The 16,374-nt window shown below is 72.4% G+C and carries 18 protein-coding genes; 6 read left to right on the forward strand and 12 right to left on the reverse strand.

Annotated features, from left to right (window positions below; translation table 11 throughout):
• Window positions 1–118 precede the first annotated feature (118 nt).
• The 4 genes from ACIGHB_RS33435 to ACIGHB_RS33450 are packed head-to-tail and all read right to left on the reverse strand — an operon-like array spanning window position 119 to window position 3,726.
• Window positions 119–793: a response regulator gene (locus ACIGHB_RS33435; protein ID WP_399918529.1), complete on the reverse strand. Its 675-nt coding sequence runs from the start codon at window positions 791–793 to the stop codon at window positions 119–121.
• The gene (locus ACIGHB_RS33440) at window positions 790–2,019 is read right to left on the reverse strand and encodes a sensor histidine kinase (RefSeq protein ID WP_399918531.1); all 1,230 of its coding nucleotides are present in this window, start codon (window positions 2,017–2,019) and stop codon (window positions 790–792) included. Before ACIGHB_RS33440 ends, ACIGHB_RS33435 begins: the two co-directional genes overlap by 4 nt.
• Window positions 2,020–2,026: 7 nt before the next feature.
• Window positions 2,027–2,824 (reverse strand): ABC transporter permease, encoded by a 798-nt coding sequence (locus tag ACIGHB_RS33445; RefSeq protein ID WP_360308110.1) that lies wholly within the window; start codon window positions 2,822–2,824, stop codon window positions 2,027–2,029.
• Window positions 2,821–3,726, reverse strand: coding sequence for an ABC transporter ATP-binding protein (locus tag ACIGHB_RS33450; RefSeq protein WP_399918533.1), 906 nt, complete (start codon window positions 3,724–3,726; stop codon window positions 2,821–2,823). The genes ACIGHB_RS33445 and ACIGHB_RS33450 overlap by 4 nt, the downstream gene beginning before the upstream one ends.
• A gap of 148 nt (window positions 3,727–3,874) precedes the next feature.
• Between ACIGHB_RS33450 and ACIGHB_RS33455 the strand changes: the two genes are divergently transcribed.
• Complete coding sequence (locus tag ACIGHB_RS33455) at window positions 3,875–4,429, forward strand: GNAT family N-acetyltransferase (RefSeq protein WP_399918536.1); 555 nt, start codon at window positions 3,875–3,877, stop codon at window positions 4,427–4,429.
• Here the strand turns inward: ACIGHB_RS33455 and ACIGHB_RS33460 are convergent.
• The 6 genes from ACIGHB_RS33460 to ACIGHB_RS33485 all read right to left on the reverse strand — a co-directional run bounded on the left by ACIGHB_RS33460 (window position 4,426) and on the right by ACIGHB_RS33485 (window position 11,458).
• On the reverse strand, window positions 4,426–5,931 hold the full coding sequence (locus tag ACIGHB_RS33460; RefSeq protein WP_399918538.1) for a type VI secretion protein: 1,506 nt from the start codon (window positions 5,929–5,931) through the stop codon (window positions 4,426–4,428). The two genes, ACIGHB_RS33455 and ACIGHB_RS33460, sit on opposite strands and share 4 nt — an antisense overlap.
• Before the next feature lies 1 nt (window position 5,932).
• Entirely contained in the window at window positions 5,933–7,330 is a 1,398-nt protein-coding gene (locus tag ACIGHB_RS33465) for an ATP-binding protein (RefSeq protein WP_360308122.1), read from the reverse strand.
• 20 nt (window positions 7,331–7,350) lie between these two features.
• Entirely contained in the window at window positions 7,351–8,904 is a 1,554-nt protein-coding gene (locus ACIGHB_RS33470) for an SCO6880 family protein (protein ID WP_360308125.1), read from the reverse strand.
• A complete protein-coding gene (locus ACIGHB_RS33475; protein ID WP_399918541.1) occupies window positions 8,901–10,259 on the reverse strand; it encodes a hypothetical protein in 1,359 nt (452 codons plus the stop codon). The genes ACIGHB_RS33470 and ACIGHB_RS33475 overlap by 4 nt, the downstream gene beginning before the upstream one ends.
• Window positions 10,249–11,076, reverse strand: coding sequence for a hypothetical protein (locus tag ACIGHB_RS33480; RefSeq protein WP_399918542.1), 828 nt, complete (start codon window positions 11,074–11,076; stop codon window positions 10,249–10,251). The genes ACIGHB_RS33475 and ACIGHB_RS33480 overlap by 11 nt, the downstream gene beginning before the upstream one ends.
• 73 nt (window positions 11,077–11,149) lie before the next feature.
• The gene (locus tag ACIGHB_RS33485; protein WP_189951126.1) at window positions 11,150–11,458 is read right to left on the reverse strand and encodes a hypothetical protein; all 309 of its coding nucleotides are present in this window, start codon (window positions 11,456–11,458) and stop codon (window positions 11,150–11,152) included.
• Window positions 11,459–11,796: 338 nt separating this feature from the next.
• On the opposite strand from ACIGHB_RS33485, the gene ACIGHB_RS33490 reads away from it, so the two are divergent.
• Both ACIGHB_RS33490 and ACIGHB_RS33495 read left to right on the forward strand, forming a co-directional pair.
• Complete coding sequence (locus ACIGHB_RS33490) at window positions 11,797–12,837, forward strand: NlpC/P60 family protein (RefSeq protein WP_399918544.1); 1,041 nt, start codon at window positions 11,797–11,799, stop codon at window positions 12,835–12,837.
• 203 nt (window positions 12,838–13,040) lie between these two features.
• On the forward strand, window positions 13,041–13,772 hold the full coding sequence (locus ACIGHB_RS33495) for a phosphatase PAP2 family protein (RefSeq protein ID WP_399918546.1): 732 nt from the start codon (window positions 13,041–13,043) through the stop codon (window positions 13,770–13,772).
• Here ACIGHB_RS33495 and ACIGHB_RS33500 read toward each other — a convergent pair.
• Complete coding sequence (locus ACIGHB_RS33500) at window positions 13,769–13,945, reverse strand: hypothetical protein (protein WP_399918548.1); 177 nt, start codon at window positions 13,943–13,945, stop codon at window positions 13,769–13,771. The two genes, ACIGHB_RS33495 and ACIGHB_RS33500, sit on opposite strands and share 4 nt — an antisense overlap.
• A gap of 84 nt (window positions 13,946–14,029) precedes the next feature.
• On the opposite strand from ACIGHB_RS33500, the gene ACIGHB_RS33505 reads away from it, so the two are divergent.
• Together ACIGHB_RS33505 and ACIGHB_RS33510 are read left to right on the forward strand one after the other, a co-directional pair.
• The gene (locus ACIGHB_RS33505; RefSeq protein WP_399918550.1) at window positions 14,030–14,857 is read left to right on the forward strand and encodes a hypothetical protein; all 828 of its coding nucleotides are present in this window, start codon (window positions 14,030–14,032) and stop codon (window positions 14,855–14,857) included.
• 145 nt (window positions 14,858–15,002) lie between these two features.
• Complete coding sequence (locus tag ACIGHB_RS33510) at window positions 15,003–15,146, forward strand: hypothetical protein (protein WP_360308526.1); 144 nt, start codon at window positions 15,003–15,005, stop codon at window positions 15,144–15,146.
• A 52-nt stretch (window positions 15,147–15,198) separates the two neighbouring features.
• Here the strand turns inward: ACIGHB_RS33510 and ACIGHB_RS33515 are convergent, their stop codons facing one another.
• Window positions 15,199–15,552 (reverse strand): metal-sensitive transcriptional regulator, encoded by a 354-nt coding sequence (locus ACIGHB_RS33515; RefSeq protein WP_229883913.1) that lies wholly within the window; start codon window positions 15,550–15,552, stop codon window positions 15,199–15,201.
• 196 nt (window positions 15,553–15,748) lie between these two features.
• Here ACIGHB_RS33515 and ACIGHB_RS33520 point away from each other — a divergent pair, with 196 nt between their 5' ends.
• Window positions 15,749–16,369, forward strand: a complete 621-nt coding sequence (locus tag ACIGHB_RS33520) for a DUF47 domain-containing protein (protein WP_030495503.1) — start codon at window positions 15,749–15,751, stop codon at window positions 16,367–16,369.
• The last annotated feature ends 5 nt before the right edge of the window (window positions 16,370–16,374 follow it).

A 16,374-nucleotide genomic window follows, 5' to 3' on the forward strand; every position in this document is an offset into this window, starting at 1 on the left:
CAGGGGGGACCCTGTGGGAGAGTAGGACGCCGCCGAACAATCATTGTGGGAAAGCCCCGCACCTTATGGTGCGGGGCTTTTCTGCGTTTCAGGGGCCCCCGCCCCCTACACCGGATACCTACGCCGGCTTCACCAGGCCGGTGTCGTAGGCCAGGATCACCGCCTGGACGCGGTCCCTCGCTCCCGTCTTCGCCAGGATGCGGCCCACATGCGTCTTCACCGTGGACTCCGCGAGGTGGAGGCGCTCGGCGATCTCCGTGTTGGTCCAGCCCTGGCCGATGACGGTGAGGATCTCGTGCTCGCGTTCGGTGAGGCCCGACAGGCGGGGGTCCTGCCGCGGTGGCACCGCCGTGGACGACGGCGACGGCGGCAGATGGTGGATGTACGTGTCCAGGAGGCGCCGGGTGAGGCTCGGGGCCACCACCGCGTCGCCCGCGGCCACCGCGCGGACGCCGGCCAGGAGCTCCTCCGGCTGGGCGTCCTTCACCAGGAAGCCGCTCGCGCCGGCGCGGAGCCCGTCGTACGCGTACTCGTCCAGGTCGAACGTCGTGATGATGAGGACGCGGGTGCGGGCGCCCGCGGCGATGATCCGGCGCGTGGCCTCGATACCGTCCAGGCCGGGCATGCGGATGTCCATCAGGACCACGTCCGGATGGTGGTCGGCGACCTGGCGGACGGCCTCGGTGCCGTTCGCGGCCTCCCCCACGACCGTCATGTCGTCCTGGCTCTCCAGGAGCATGCGGAAACCGAAGCGCTGCATCGGCTGGTCGTCGGCGATCAGAACGGTCGTCACGAGCGGTGTTCCTCCGGGGCGGTGGGGATGCGGAGCCGTACCTGCCAGCCCGTGCCGGACGGCAGGGGGCCGCAGTCGAGTGTGCCGTCGTAGAGCGCCGCGCGCTCGCGCATTCCGGTGAGGCCCTGGCCCTGGCCGGGGGTGGCGGACGGCGTGCCCGTGTCGGTGACGGAGACCAGGACGGCATCCGGGGCGGTCACGACACGGACGGTGGCCCCGGCCCCCGGGCCCGCGTGCTTGAGGGTGTTCGTCAGGGACTCCTGGACCACGCGGTACACCGTCAGCTGGGCGCCCGGCGGCAGGGACGGAAGCGGGGACGGCAGCTCCGCCGCGACCGGCAGACCCGCCTTCCGTACGCCTTCGAGGAGGGAGTCCAGGTCCGCCAGCGTCGGCTGGGGAGTGCGGGCGGCGGCCGGGGCGGCGTCGTCGGAGACGGACAGGACACCGAGGAGGCGGCGGAGCTCGCCCAGAGCCTGCCGGCTCGTCGTACCGATGGCGTCCAGGGCCTGCGCGGCCCGCTCGGGGCTCTTCGCCGCCGCGTACCGGCCGCCGTCCGCGAGCCCGGTGATCACCGACAGGTTGTGGCCGATGATGTCGTGCATCTCGCGGGCGATACGGGCCCGCTCGGCGGCGGCCGCGAGCCGGACCTCCTGGTCCCGCTCGACCTCCAGACGGCGGGCACGCTCCACGAGGCTCGTGGTGTGGTCGCGGCGGGAACGGAGCGTGATGCCGGCCAGGGCGACGAACACGTACGCCCACAGCGCCGACGTGACGTGGATGTGCCACGCGGCGCCGTCGAAGCGGAGCGCGCCCGTCACGAGCGGGACCAGGAGCAGGACGAAGGCCCACAGAAGACGGCGGGGCGGACGGCTCAGGGCGATGTGGAACAGCGGGAAGACCTGGAGGAACCCGGCCTGGAGAAAGGCGCCCGACACCTCGCTGACGAAGGTCGCCGCCGTCATCACGGCCAGGACCGTCGTCGGATGGCGGCGGCGCGCGTACAAGGGGAGGGAGAGGGCGAGGCTGAGCGCGACGACCAGGCCGACGGGCAGGGACGGGTCCCGGGCCACGTTCCGCCAGCCGCCCGCCGCGTCCACCAGGGCCGCCATCGTCCACGTGGCCGTCAGCGCGCCGTCCCAGAGCCACGGGCGGGCCGCGTCGGCCGCGCGGACGCGGGTGATCAGCTGGTGCGTGTACCGGCTGGGCGCCGTCGTCTCCGTCGTCACCCCGTCATCATCCCCGTACGTCCTGGCGGCGGAGCAGGAACGCCGGGACCGCCAGCGCCGCCGCCGCCCACAGCACGAGGGCGAGCAGGGCGGCGCCGGCCGAAGGGGCGTCGGGCAGCGGCGTCGCCGAACCGAGGACGCCGGCCGCCTGGGTGGGGAAGTAGCGCAGCGCGGTGTCCACGGCGTCGTACGGAAGCATCCCGATGACCTCCGGAAGGACCAGGACGCCGCCGATGAACGCGCCCAGCGCGCCCGGCACCGAGCGGAGGGCGGCGCCCAGGCCCAGGGCGAGGAGGGCGAGCAGGGCCAGCCCCGCGGCGTTGCCCGCGAGGGCGCCGAGGACGCCGTCGTCGGTGAGCGCGGCGGCCTGGTCGGTGTCGCCGAGGAAGACCTGGGCGGTGAGGAAGGTCGTCAGGTTGGTGACGAGGGCGAGCGCGAGGACCGTGGCGCCGAGGACCGCCGCCTTCGCCCACAGCACCGGCAGACGGGCGGGGACGGCGGTGAAGGTGGCGCGGGCGAGGCCGGAGGAGTACTCGCCGGCGGTGACGAGGATGCCGAGGACGGCGAGGGCGATGCCGCCCAGCTGCGAGCCGTAGAGGGTGAGGACGACGGTGTCGACGTCGGAGTCGCCTCCGTCCGAGGTGTACGTGGTGCCCATGAGGACGCCGACGCCGAGGACGAGGACGACGGCGGAGAGGGCGCTGACCCAGGTGGAGCGGAGCGTCCACAGCTTGTGCCACTCGGAGCGCAGGACCCGGGGGAGGGTGATCCCGTACGGGGCGGGGGCGGGCGTGGTCGGGGTCATGCGGCTGCTCCCTGGTACTCGACGGAGTCGTGGGTGAGGTCCATGAACGCCTGCTCCAGGGAGGCGGTCTCGGGGGTGAGGGCGTGGAGTTCGACCGCGTGCGCGGCGGCGACCCGGCCGATCGCGGGGGCGTCGACGCCGGTGACGCGGAGGGTGCCGGGGGCCTCGGCGGTGGTGTGGGCCGCTGCCGGGAGGAGGGCGCGGAGACGGTCGGCGTGCGGGGTGACGACGAGGACGGAGGCCGTGCCCGCGTCGCGGACCAGGTCGGCGACGGTGGTGTCGGCGAGGAGCCGGCCCTTGCCGATGACGACGAGCCGGTCGGCGGTCAGGGCCATCTCGCTCATCAGGTGGGAGGAGACGAGGACCGTACGGCCTTCGGCGGCGAGGGTGGTGAGGAGGGTGCGGACCCAGCGGACGCCCTCCGGGTCGAGGCCGTTGACGGGTTCGTCGAGGACGACGGTGGCGGGGTCGCCGAGGAGGGCGGCGGCGATGCCGAGGCGCTGGCCCATGCCGAGCGAGAACCCCTTCACGCGGCGGCCGGCGGCGTCGGCGAGCCCGGTGACGCCGAGGACGTGCTCGACGCGGGCCCGCGGGATGCCGTGGGTGTGGGCGAGGGCCATGAGGTGGTGGAAGGCGGAGCGGCCCGGGTGGAAGGAGCGGGCGTCGAGGAGGGCGCCGACCTGGGTGAGGGGCGCCGGGTGGGCGGCGTACGAGCGGCCGTCGACGGTGGCGGTGCCGCGGGTCGGGGCGTCGAGGCCGAGGATCATGCGCAAAGTGGTGGACTTTCCGGCGCCGTTGGGGCCGAGGAAGCCGGTGACGGTGCCGGGGCGGACGGTGAACGAGAGGTCCCGGACGACGGTCCGGTCGCCGTACCGCTTGGTGAGTCGCTCTGCTCGGATCATGCGGTCGACGCTACGAAGGACGGCGGGGCCGATCGTCCGACCGTGGTCGGCAGTCGGCCGGGCGGTGTCGTACCGGGGTACGACGGCACGGCGCTGAGCTGCGAATCTCCCTTGTGGGCGGGGGCGGTGGGCGGCGAGGATGCCGGGCATGACCTACGCGATCCGTACCGTCCTGGCCGACGAGTGGGAGAAGGCGCGCGAGCTGCGGCTCGCCGCGCTGCTCGACCCCGTCGCGCACCTCGCCTTCCTGGAGACCCACGAGGACGCGGTGGCGCGTCCGGACGACTTCTGGCGGGAGCGGACGGCGGCAGCGGCGGCGACGGGCGAGGGCCGGGTGCGGCAGTTCGTCGCCGAGGCGCCGGACGGGCGCTGGCTGGGCACGGTGACGGTGCTCGTCGAACGGCCGTCGGACGAGGTGCGGTTCGGGGAGCCGGCGAAGGTGGACCAGACGCACCTGGTGGGCGTCTACGTGCGGCCCGAGGCGCGCGGCGGCGGGGTGATCGACGCGCTGTTCCGGGCGGCCGTGGAGTGGTCGTGGACGGTGGACGGGGTGCGCCGGGTGCGTCTGTACGTCCACGAGGAGAACGCGCGGGCCGCCGCCTTCTACCGCCGCTTCGGCTTCACGCCGTCGGGCGAGAGGGTGCCGATGCCGGGTGACACGGGCGCGTACGAGGACGAGTACGAGCTGCTGCCCGCGGTCTAGACGTGACGTCCCGTCGGCTCGGGCCAGCGGGTGCGGGACTGCTCGGGGGAGCGCATCAGGGCCAGGGTGGGGAATCCCCTGGCGGCGCCGTCCGTGAGGAGGGCGGGGAGGTCCGGGAGCGGGGCGACGGCGGCGACGTCTTCGAGGACCAGGGTGAGTGGTGGGTCGAGCCGACCGTCGGATGACCGTGCGGCCATGCGGCGGCCGTGCTCGACCACGTGCGACGCGAGCGCGGTGAGGAGGGGCATCGCGCCCGGGTGGGTGCGCGGATCCTCGATCGGTTCACCCACCACGTAGAGGGTGCCCCCTTCTTCGAGGAAAGATGCCAGGGCCAGCGAATCCGTTCGATTCGGGGTGCAGGCTTCGCGGATGTGGACCGCGGAGAAGGCGGAGAAGGCGCGGGCCGTCAGTTCCTGGGCCAGGCGGCGGCTCTCCGGGTGGGCGGTGAGCGCGGCTTCGAGGAGGCCGGCGAGGCCGGAGGCGGCCTTGGGGTGGCCGCGGAGGATGCGTACCGGCTCGTGGGCGTCGGTGCCCTGGGCCCAGCGGTGGACCTGGCGGAAGGGGCGGCCGTCGACCGCGGCGGCGTGCAGCCAGCAGCGCAGGAGCGTTTCGGCGGTGGTGGCGGTGGCCGCGTCGAGGCGGGCGGTCGGGCGGACCGGGGCGAGCAGGGCGGCGGCGCGGGCCTGGGCGGTGTCCGGGTCGGCGCAGCCTTCGGCGGGGGACCAGTGGAGGCGGGCCGGGGTGTCGCAGAGGTGGCCGGGGTCGTAGACGAGGACCGGGCCGAGTTTGCCGCGGACGTCCTTGGTGTCCGCCCAGACGGCGGGGTCGGAGGTGACCACGAGGACGGGGCCCTCGGCGTCGCGGACGGCCTGTATGGCGAGGGGGCGGCGGGTCTCGGGCGGGCCGTAGACGGTGGGGGCGGACCCCGGGCGCGGAGTCGTGGGTTCGGGGTCCGGGGCGGGGTGCGGCTCGGGGTGCTGTGTCGTGATGGGCGCGGGGTGCGGTTCCGGGTTCTGTGCGGAGACCGGGGAGGGGTGTGGTTCCGGGTCCCGTGCCGCCGGCGGTGCGGTCTTCTGTATGGGTACGGGGGCGGGCTCGGGCTGCTCCGGGTGGCGGGCGGGGCCGGCGTGCGTGCGCGCCTTGCGGTGGGCGCGGACGGCGCGCCAGCGGGCGAAGGTGCCGAGGAGGAAGACGGCGAGGACGGCGAGGATCATCGCCTGGCCGATGACCAGGCCCCAGAAGAGGCCGTAGCCGGAGAGCTGGCCGGGCGGGGTGTCCGGCCAGGCCGCCGCCAGGTCGGTGGGGGCGATCACCAGGGCGCGGAGGGCCGGCGGGGTGCGGGTGAGCTCGACCCCGTCCGGCCAGGCGCCGTGGGCGAGGAACCCGGCCAGTCCGGTGGCGGACCAGACGAGCAGGGACAGGCTGAGGATCAGGGCGAACAGCCCGATCAGGAACCCGTCCGAGACCCCGCCGCCGCCTTGCCTCTGCCGTGCCTCCGTCACGTCACGCCACCGTCGACCGGGGGTTGTCGTTCATCTGTCGCTCCATCAGGAGCGCGCGCTGCTCGGTCTCCCACTCCAGTTCGGGGTCGGCGGGGCCTGAGGACTCGGTCATGGCGCGGTCGGTGTAGACGAGCGGGCGTTCCCGTTCGGTGATGAGGTGTTTGACCACCTGCACGTTGCCGTTGACGTCCCAGACGGCGATGCCGGGGGTGAGGGTCGGGATGATCTCGACGGCCCAGCGGGGCAGGCCGAGGACGCGGCCGGTGTTGCGGGCCTCGTCGGCCTTCTGGGCGTAAACGGTCCGGGTGGAGGCCATCTTGAGGATCGCCGCCGCTTCCTTGGCCGCCGCGCCGTCGACGACGTCGGAGAGGTGGTGGACGACCGCGACGAAACTCAGGCCGAGGCGGCGGCCGAACTTGAGCAGGCGCTGGAACAGCTGGGCCACGAAGGGGCTGTTGATGATGTGCCATGCCTCCTCGACGAGGAAGATGCGCTTCTTCCGGTCGGGGCGGATCCAGGTGTGTTCCAGCCACACGCCGACGATCGCCATGAGGATGGGCATGGCGATGGAGTTGCGGTCGATGTGGGAGAGGTCGAAGACGATCAGGGGCGCGTCGAGGTCGATGCCGACCGTGGTCGGGCCGTCGAACATGCCGCGCAGGTCGCCGTCGACGAGGCGGTCGAGCACCAGGGCCACGTCGAGGCCCCAGGCCCGTACGTCGTCTATGTCGACGTTCATCGCCTCGGCCGACTCGGCCTCGGGGTGGCGCAGTCGCTCGACGATGTCGGTGAGGATCGGCTGGCGTTCGGTGATGTGCTCGTTGACGTGGGCGTGGGCGACCTTGAGGGCGAAGCCGGAGCGCTCGTCGAGGCCGTGGCCCATCGCCACCTCGATGATGGTGCGCAGCAGGGCGAGCTGGCCGGTGGTGGTGATGGCGGGGTCGAGCGGGTTGAGGCGGATCCCGGAGTCGTTGGCGACCATGGGGTCCAGGCGGATGGGGGTTATCCCCAGCTCCTGGGCGATGAGGTTCCATTCGCCGACGCCGTCCTCGCCCTGGGCGTCGAGGACGACGACCTGCCGGTCGCGGAAGCGGAGCTGGCGGAGCACGTACGTCTTCTCGAGGGCGGACTTGCCGTTGCCGGATTCGCCGAGGACGAGCCAGTGGGGGGCGGGGAGCTGCTGACCGTACAGCTGGAAGGGGTCGTAGACGTAGCCCTTGCCGCTGTAGACCTCGCGGCCGATGATCACGCCGGAGTCGCCGAGGCCGGGGGCGGCGGTCGGCAGGTAGACGGCCTGGGCCTGTCCGGTGGAGGTGCGGACGGGCAGGCGGGTGGTCTCCACCTTGCCGAGGACGAAGGAGGTGAAGGCGTCGGTGAGGACGGTCAGCGGGTCTCGCATCGGTCGGTGCCCCTTCGGCCTTAGCGGCGGATGCCGGTCGCGAACGGCAGGGTGTTCACAAAGGCCCGGTGGTGCTCGCGGTCGCACCACTCCAGCTTGAGGTACGACTTGCCGGCGGAGGCCCTGATGGTGCGCTTGTCGCGGGCCAGGGCCTCGGGCGAGCGCGCCGATACGGTGATGTACCCGACGAGGTTGACGCCTGCCGCGCCGCTGGCGAGATCTTCACCCCGCTGGTCGAGCCGGCCGTGGGCGGCGATGTCGCGGGGGTCGACGGTGCGGTTCATCTTGGCCTGGCGGGATGCCTCGGCCTCGTCGTTGGTCTTCTCGGTGAGCATGCGCTCGATGGCGACCTCGGTGGGTTCGAGGTCCATGGTGACGGCGACGGTGCGGATGACGTCGGGGGTGTGGACGAGGAGGGGGGCGAGGAAGTTGACGCCGACCGGGGTCATCGGCCACTCCTTGACCCAGGCGGTGGCGTGGCACCAGGGGGCGCGGGTGGAGGACTCGCGGGTCTTGGCCTGGAGGTAGGTGGCTTCCATGGCGTCGAGTTCGGCGGGCCAAGCGTTTCGTTTCGTCATGGCCTGGATGTGGTCGATCGGGTGGTCCGGGTCGTACATGGAGTGGACCAGGGAGGCGAGCCGGGACTGGCCGAGGGGCTGGCGGACCCGGATGTCGGCCTCGGTGAGGCGGGCGCAGATGTCGGTGAGTTCGCGGGCCATGACGACGGCGAGGCCGCCGTCGCGGTCGAGGCGGCGGGCGCCGGTGGCGTGCCGGGTGGCGTGGGCCATGGCGTTGGCCTCGGCGGCGAGGTCGCGGGTGTAGTGCATGCAGGCGACGAGGTAGGCGCGGTGCTGCTCGCTGGAGGTGGAGACCATGGACTGGAGCTGGTCGTAGGACTCCTGGAGCCAGCCGGGCGCGGTCGGGTCGCCGCGCTGGGCGACGTCCTTGGCGTGGGCGTCGGGGTCGGCGGGGAGGGTGCGGGCGAGCATCTGGAGGCGGGTGACGAAGCCGTCTCCGTTGGCGACGTGCTTGAGGAGGGTGCCGAAGCGGTCGACGAGGGCTTCCTGGTCCTCGGAGTCGCGCAGGCCGACGCCGGGGCCCTCGATCTCGATGGCGGCGGTGACGGTGCGGCGGTCGGCGTGGAGGAGGACGGCGATCTCGTCGGGGCCGAAGGGGGCGGAGAGCCAGCTGACGCGGCCGATGCCGGGCGGCGGGCCGACCTCGACCTCGCGGCCGTCGAGGCGGGTGCCGGACTCGGCGGCGGCGGAGCGGTAGGCGGTGCCGCGCTTGAGCATCCGCTTGTAGCTGCGGTTGATCTCGAACCACTTGTAGAACGTGCGCTGCTTGTACGGGAGGTACACGGCGGCGATCGCGAGCATGGGCAGGCCGGCGAGGAGCGCGATCCGCAGGGGGAGGAGGGGGATGAGGAGCCCGCTCATCATGCCGAGGAAGGCGCCGGCGACGATCAGGGCGATCTCGCCGGTCTCGCGGTTCTTGCCGACGATCGCGTTCGGCCGGGCGCGGCCGATGAGATACGTACGGCGGGGCGTGACCGGCTGGGACTGGGTCGTCAACGCCCTGCACCTCCAGAGTTCTTGCGGTTGCTGTGCGGGGTTCCGGCGGTGGGGTTGCCGCTGCGGGGCGGGGGTGTGGCGCTGTTGCCCTGGGGGGTGCGGCTGCTGTGGGCGGCGACGCCGCCGGAGAGCTGGTTCGCGGGGCGGGGGGCGGCGGAGGAGGCGGTCTGGCCGCCGCCGGCGCCGTTGTCGCGGGTGCTGTGGGTCTTGATGCCCTGGGAGACGAGGGAGGCGGGGGAGGAGATGACGGCGGCGGCCGCGTTCTCCCCGGCGCGGTGGAGGCGGTTGTTGCGGGAGGCGACGATCTCGTCGCCGAAGCCGGGCACGAAGCGGTAGATCATCGCGGAGGCGAAGATGGCGAGCAGGATGATCGCGAGGCCGGAGACGACGGCGGAGAAGGAGTCGGGTCCGGTGCCGGAGGAGAGGGCGCCGGCGAGGCCGAGGACGATGACGATGATCGGCTTGACCAGGATGACGGCGATCATGATGCCGGCCCAGCGGCGGACGTGGCCCCACATGTTCTTGTCGACGAGGCCGGAGTAGACGACGACGCCGAGGAGGGCGCCGACGTAGAGGAGCACGGCGCGGAGGAAGAGTTCCAGGTAGAGGACGCCGGCGGCGAGGACGGTGACCAGGCTGACGATGATCAGCATGATCGGTCCGCCGCTGATGCTGTCGCCCTTCTGGAGGGCCTGCTTGAACGCGCCGAAGAACACGTCGGTCTGCTGGCCGGTGCCGGAGGCGATGACCTCGGTGATGGCGTCGGTGGCGTTGACGACGGTGTAGAGGATCAGCGGGGTGAAGGCGGAGGCGAGGACGGTCAGCCAGAGGAAGCCGACGGCCTCGGAGAGCGCGGTGGTGAGCGGGACGCCGCGCATGGCGCGCTTGGCGACGGCGAGCAGCCAGAGGAGGACGGTGAGGAAGGTGGCGGCGGCGAAGACGACGGCGTAGCGGGAGAGGAACTCGGTGTTGGTGAAGTCGACCTCGGCGGTCTCCTTCACGGCCTTGGAGAGGTAGTCGACGACGGCTACGGCGGCGTCGGCGCAGCCTCGGGCGAGGGAGGAGAGGGGGTCGAGGGCGTTCGCCGGGTCGTTGACGGTGCCGGTGGAGGAGCCTCCGCCGCCGGTGCCGCCGGTTCCCTGCCCCTCGCAGTAGTCCCGGGCGGTGTCGCTGAGCAGCTCGCACGGATTGGTGCTGTTGCTCGGTGCGGGAGTGCCCGAGGGAGTGCCCGACGGCGTGCCCGAGGGCGTCGGGGTGGGGTCGGCGAGGGCGCGGCCCGCGAAGAGGACGACGCCCGCCTGGGCGGCGCCCAGGACGGCGGTGGCGCGGGCGAGGAGGGCGGGCCTACCGGGCATAGGTGAAGCCTCCGAACTGTTCGACGGCGTCCGCCATGTCCTGGGCGGAGGAGGCCCGCTGGTCCCGGCCGACCGGGACCGGTCCGTCCTTCTGGCGGACGTCGACGATCTTCCAGTCGCCGGCGGTCCAGAGGAGCTCGTAGGTCTTCGTGTACCAGGCTTCGGAGACCGGGTTCTTCGACTCCTCGCCGGCGAGGCCGAAGAGGTACGAGTGCCAGACGGAGACCGTCGCCCGCTCCTGGCTGTAGGACTCCACCTTCGTCCCCACGGGGATGGTCCGGGCGACGAAGGTGAGCCCCTGGGGGGCGGTGCCGTCCGGCTGGAGGCCCATGCGGCCCAGGAGCGCCTTGTCGCCGTACCCCTTGCCGAGGTCGGCGACGCGGGCGTCGGCCACCTCCGGGGCGTAGACCGCGCGGATCAGGGCCTCGCGGGGGCCCTTCTGGTACATGTCGGTGGAGCCGAGGGCCGTGGCGTAGTTGGCGGCGGCGCTCTGGGCGCCCTGTTCGTCGTGGGCGAAGCCGGTGGGGACGGTGCCGTTGGTGCCGGTGACCGGGCGGGTGCCGGTGGGGGCGGTGGCGCCGGCCTTGCCGGGGGTGCCGGAGGAGGGGGACGAGCCGGCCGGGTCGCCGCCGCCGCGGTTGGCGAAGGCGATGGCGGCGACGAGCAGCACGACGACGCCCACGCCCGTGAGCAGGGAGCGGGAGCCGCGGGCCGGGCGTCGGGTGCCGCCGTGGACGTCACCGGTGTTGCCCTCGGGCAGGCGGGTACGGGTCTGGCCCGAGCCGCCGTAGCCGTCGTGCTCGTCGCCGGGACTCATGCCGGGTACGCCCCCTCGTTCGTTCGCGGGTACGACAGTGGTGCTGGATGACCGCGCGTCAGGCGACGCGCGGTCAGATCGCCATTCCGTAGACGATGGTGAAGAGGGTTCCGAGGGAGCCGATGATGAAGACGCCGGTGAGACCGGCGACGATCAGGCCCTTGCCCTGCTCGGCGCTGAACGTGTCGCGGAGCGCGGTCGCGCCGATGCGCTGTTTGGCCGCGCCCCAGATGGCGATGCCGAGGCAGAGGAGGATGGCCACGGCCATCACGACCTCGATCATGATCTTGGCTTCGGCGCCGAGGCCCCCGAAAGGGCCCCAGTTCGGGGCGATTCCACCGATGATGGTGGTGATGTCGCCCTTCTCGGCCGCCAGGTACATAGAACTCACCGCCCCTGTCGGGTCGTTGGTCACCCCTGCCGGACGGCATGGGTCATCGCCACTATCTTCGCTGATGAAACCGCTCGCGTGTGACGGCTTGGCGGCTCTCTTTACCCGATCCCCGCACACTTGACCGGTCTGACCGTCTTGACCTGCGGTGGTTCGACCGGATTCGATACGAAGACGCGTATGGTCACTCTGTGTATCACGGGGGGTGACTCCGGGCAATGATTGTCGTTGTTGCACTCTTGGGGCCGCGTCGGACACGCGCCGTCCCCAAGGGGGAGCGTCCCGCCTAGACTGGGCTCCGGGGCGTACTGCCAGGGACCGAGGGGTGGTTGACGGTGCGTAGGGCGGGCAAGGCGTGGCTGCTGACCGGCGGGGCCTTCGGGCTCTGTGCCGGCTTCCTGGCCCTGCTGCTGGTCGGTACGTACGCGGCGGCGGCCGGATTCCTCGGCGGCGCGGGCACGGCGGCGACCGGCACGGTGGCGCTCGCCAAGGGCGCGGTGCCGGCCATGTACCAGGGGCTCGTGCAGAAGTGGGGCAACCTCTGCCCGGCCATCAACCCGGCGCTCCTCGCGGCGCAGCTGTACCAGGAGAGCGGCTGGAACCCGCGGGCGGTGTCGCCGGCCCAGGCGCGGGGCATCGCGCAGTTCATCCCCGGCACGTGGGCGAGCCACGGCATCGACGGGGACGGCGACGGCGACCGGGACATCTGGGACCCGAAGGACGCGATCCCGTCGGCCGCCTCGTACGACTGCGCGCTGGCGAAGGACGTGAAGAGCGTGCCGGGCGACCCGACCAGCAACATGCTGGCGGCGTACAACGCCGGCCCCTACGCGGTCATCGAGAACCGGGGCGTCCCGCCGTACAGCGAGACGCGGAACTACGTGCGGATCATCCGGTCCCTGGAGAAGAGCTTCGCCCGCCCGCAGGGCCGGGTGGCGCCCTCGCAGCAGGCGGCCGGCGCGATCCACTTCGCCCAGGGCAAGCTGGGCACCCCGTACCTGTGGGGCGGCACGGGCACGGCGGCGCAGGGCGGGCGCTTCGACTGCTCGGGCCTGACGCAGGCGGCCTACCAAGAGGTCGGGATCGAGCTGCCGCGCGTGGCGAACGACCAGTACAACGCGGGTCCGCACCCGCGCCGCGACGAGCTGCTCCCCGGCGACCTGGTCTTCTTCTCCGACGACCTGACGAACTCGCGGGCGATCCGTCACGTCGGCATCTACGTGGGCGGCGGCTACATGATCGACGCGCCGAGGACGGGCGCGGTGATCCGCTTCACCCGGATCGACACGCCCGACTACTTCGGGGCGACGAGGGTCACGAAGGACGGCGCCGCCGCCCTGCCCACCCGTCCCGCCGGGACCCCCGCGTGAACTGACGGGCCGACTGGCCGGAACTCTCCGTCAGGCACAGGCCCTGAGCTGCGGGGAAGCGTCACTCTTCGGTAACGTCATCATGATCCACGGGTGTCGGCGGAACGCGTGCCTCAGCGGGATCGTTCCACCGACCGAAGACTCCGACCACGTCTGACCACGGGGGTTGGCAACCAGCAATCGAGAGCAAGGGGCCGCGGCAGATGGCTGAACTCGCATCGGACGGTTCGAGTCCCGATGTCGGCCTGCTGTACGACATCAACGGGCTGGCCAAGGACGCTCCCCCGTGGTTCGACCGGGTCATGGAGTTCACCGGCGAGTACGGGATCATGCTCGCGATGGTCCTGGTCGTGCTCTGGTGCTGGTGGAGCGTCCGGCGCCGCGGCACCCTCGCGGACTCCGTCTCGGCCGTCGCCGGCATCGTCTGGGCCCCGCTCGCGGCCGGCGTCGCCCTCCTCGTCAACATCCCCATCCGCGGCTTCGTCGAGCGGCCCCGCCCGTTCGAGGACCACGACGGCCTGGAGGTCCTGGTCGAGGGGAAGACCGACTACTCCTTCGTCAGCGACCACGCCACCATGGCGATGGCGATCGCCGTCGCCCTCTTCGTCGCCCACCGCCGCTTCGGCCTCGCCGCCATCGGCCTCGCCCTCGCCGAGGGCTTCGCCCGCGTCTACATGGGCGTCCACTACCCCACCGACGTCATCGGCGGCTTCGCCCTCGGCACCGCCGTCGCCCTGCTCCTCGCCCCGCTGACGATGGCGCTGCTCACCCCGCTGGTCTCCGCCGTCGCGCGGTCGCGCCGGGGCGCGTGGCTGGTCCGCTCACGCCGGGCCGACACCCTCGCCGCCGCCCGCACCGAGACCTTCGGCATCCCCGAACCCCGCCTCGGCGGAGCCGCCGAGGACGGCCGGGACGGCAAGGGCCTCGCGGCCTAGGGCGTGACCTCCTGGTGGCGCGCGGCGGCCGCGTGCTCGGCGGCGTCGGTACGGGCGCGGTCCCGGGAGCGGCGGGCCGGGCCCGACCAGCCGCAGCTGCAGCGGGCCAGCGCGAAGGAGCCCCGCTCCTGCGTCGTCGTGTGGTGCGGACCGGTCGCGGGCTGCTCATGCACGCCCCCACCGTACTGCGCGTGACGGCTCGCCCGTGCCGTCGTTATCCGCATCGGGAATCCAGGCTTCTTGGGGGTCGACGGGCGATGGTGGTGCAGCGGTACGCGCGTCCGCGCGGGCTCGGCGGCGGGGCGCTCGCCGTCACCGCGTCCCTGGTCGCCGCGGCGGTCACCGGCTGCGGCGCCGCCGAGGAACCCGAGCCGCGGCCGGATCCGGCCGGCGCCGTCCGGGGGGCCGCCGACGCCCTCGTCCGGGCCGGCACCGCCAAGGCGTCGACCGCGATGGAGATGGCGGCCGGCGGGACCCGCGTCACCATCCGCGGCGAGGGCGGCTACGACTTCCGGCGCCGCACCGGCCACCTCCAGGTGGTGCTCCCCAAGGACGCGGCCGGCACCAGCGCGCACCGGCCGATCACCGAGCTGCTCACCCCCGGCGCCCTCTACATGAAGAACCGCGGCGCCGGCGTCCCCGCCGACAAGTGGGTGCGGGTCGACACCACCACCCTCGACGACGGCAACCTGGTCACCGGCGGGGCCACCGACCCGGGCGCGGCGGCCGAGCTGCTGCGCGGGGCGCGGGAGGTGACGTACGTGGGGGAGACCGAGCTCGCCGGGGTGAAGGTGCGCCACTACCGGGGGGTCTCCGACCTCGGGGCGGCCGCGAAGGCCGCCGCGCCGCAGCTGAGGGGCGCGCTCGCCGCGGCGGCGAAAGGGTTCACCACCGACGCGGTGCCCTTTGACGCGTACCTCGACGGCGACGGCCGGCTGCGGAAGGTCCGGCACCGGTTCAGTTTCGGCAACCAGGGGCGCACGGTCGCCGTCTCCTCGACGACGCTGCTGTACGGCTTCGGGGCGCGGGTCGTGGTCACCCTGCCGGACGGGCGGGACATCTACGCGGGCAAGGTCGAGGTCTGAGGCCCCCGCCCGGACGCCGCGTGGTTCGGACCATCGCCAAATGGTCCGTCCGTGTCATGCGCCGTCCGTGGCGCGATCCCTACGCTGGGACACCGACTCCGGCAGGAAGAGGTGAAGGCGCGTGGCTCCGCCCGGTACCGCAACCGTGACCGCTGACCCCGACCGCGTCGCCCTCGCCGAGATAGAGCTGTGCGGCGAACTGATCATCGCCGCCTCGGCCGCGGACGGGGAACGGCTCAGCGCCGACCTGATCGACGAGGTACTCCGGGTCGAACCGGCCGGCCGCTAGAGCCTGTCTGACCGCTCCCGTCGGCTCCGGCAGCCGTCGGGCGAGGTCCGGCTCAGGTGCGGAGCATCCGGCCGATCGCCTTGGTGGCCTCCTCGACCTTCGCGTCGAGGTCGCCGCCGTGGGCGGCGGCGTCGGCCACGCAGTGCCGCAGGTGCTCCTCCAGGAGCTGGAGGGCGAAGGACTGCAGCGCCTTCGTGGAGGCCGAGACCTGGGTGAGTATGTCGATGCAGTAGACGTCCTCGTCGACCATCCGCTGGAGACCGCGGATCTGCCCCTCGATCCGCCGCAGCCGCTTGAGGTGTTCGTCCTTCTGCTTGTGGTAGCCGTGCACCCCGTGGGCGTGGTCGGCCGGCTCGACGGATTCGACGGCCTCGGGGGTGACCTGGTCCGCCTCGGTGGTCGTCATCGCGTCCTCCCGTTGTCCAGATAAGGGGGTGTATACCCCTCGTGGGTATATGGTACCGATCCCCGCCGATAGGGGGCGGGGGCCTCGTGCAGATCACTGTGCCTGATGGGCGACACTGAGAGGACGCCGGTTAGCCGTGGCCGGATGATGCGCCTAGCATCAGCCTGACCGAAACCCAGCACCCCGAGGACCTCACGTGCGATTTCGTCTGACCCCCAGGGAGACGAGCTTCTACGACATGTTCGCCGCGTCCGCGGACAACATCGTCACGGGCTCCAAGCTCCTGATGGAACTGCTCGGGGCGGAGCCTTCCGCCCGGGCCGAGATCGCGGAGCGGATGCGGGCAGCGGAGCACGCCGGCGACGACGCCACCCACGCGATCTTCCACCAGCTGAACTCCTCCTTCATCACGCCGTTCGACCGTGAGGACATCTACTCCCTCGCCTCGTCCCTCGACGACATCATGGACTTCATGGAGGAGGCCGTCGACCTGGTCGTCCTCTACAACATCGAGGAACTGCCCAAGGGTGTCGAGCAGCAGATCGAGGTCCTGGCCCGGGCGGCGGAGCTGACCGCCGAGGCGATGCCGAACCTGCGCACCATGGACAACCTCACCGAGTACTGGATCGAGGTCAACCGGCTGGAGAACCAGGCCGACCAGATCCACCGCAAGCTGCTCGCCCACCTCTTCAACGGCAAGTACGACGCCATCGAGGTGCTCAAGCTGAAGCAGGTCGTGGATGTGCTGGAAGAGGCGGCCGACGCCTTCGAGCACGTGGCGAACACGGTGGAGACCATCGCGGTCAAGGAGTCCTGAGGCTT

The organism is Streptomyces sp. NPDC085460, assembly GCF_044541975.1.
GTDB lineage: Bacteria > Actinomycetota > Actinomycetes > Streptomycetales > Streptomycetaceae > Streptomyces.

What these genes read in the sequence shown, in the direction of transcription:
- ACIGHB_RS33485 (WP_189951126.1), bottom strand. Translation starts at nt 11,458, where the DNA reads ATGTACCTGGCGGCCGAGAAGGGCGACATCACCACCATCATCGGTGGA.
- ACIGHB_RS33450 (WP_399918533.1), bottom strand. Translation starts at nt 3,726, where the DNA reads ATGATCCGAGCAGAGCGACTCACCAAGCGGTACGGCGACCGGACCGTC.
- ACIGHB_RS33515 (WP_229883913.1), bottom strand. Translation starts at nt 15,552, where the DNA reads ATGACGACCACCGAGGCGGACCAGGTCACCCCCGAGGCCGTCGAATCC.
- ACIGHB_RS33495 (WP_399918546.1), top strand. Translation starts at nt 13,041, where the DNA reads ATGGCTGAACTCGCATCGGACGGTTCGAGTCCCGATGTCGGCCTGCTG.
- ACIGHB_RS33480 (WP_399918542.1), bottom strand. Translation starts at nt 11,076, where the DNA reads ATGAGTCCCGGCGACGAGCACGACGGCTACGGCGGCTCGGGCCAGACC.
- ACIGHB_RS33445 (WP_360308110.1), bottom strand. Translation starts at nt 2,824, where the DNA reads ATGACCCCGACCACGCCCGCCCCCGCCCCGTACGGGATCACCCTCCCC.
- ACIGHB_RS33455 (WP_399918536.1), top strand. Translation starts at nt 3,875, where the DNA reads ATGACCTACGCGATCCGTACCGTCCTGGCCGACGAGTGGGAGAAGGCG.
- ACIGHB_RS33465 (WP_360308122.1), bottom strand. Translation starts at nt 7,330, where the DNA reads ATGCGAGACCCGCTGACCGTCCTCACCGACGCCTTCACCTCCTTCGTC.
- ACIGHB_RS33475 (WP_399918541.1), bottom strand. Translation starts at nt 10,259, where the DNA reads ATGCCCGGTAGGCCCGCCCTCCTCGCCCGCGCCACCGCCGTCCTGGGC.
- ACIGHB_RS33505 (WP_399918550.1), top strand. Translation starts at nt 14,030, where the DNA reads ATGGTGGTGCAGCGGTACGCGCGTCCGCGCGGGCTCGGCGGCGGGGCG.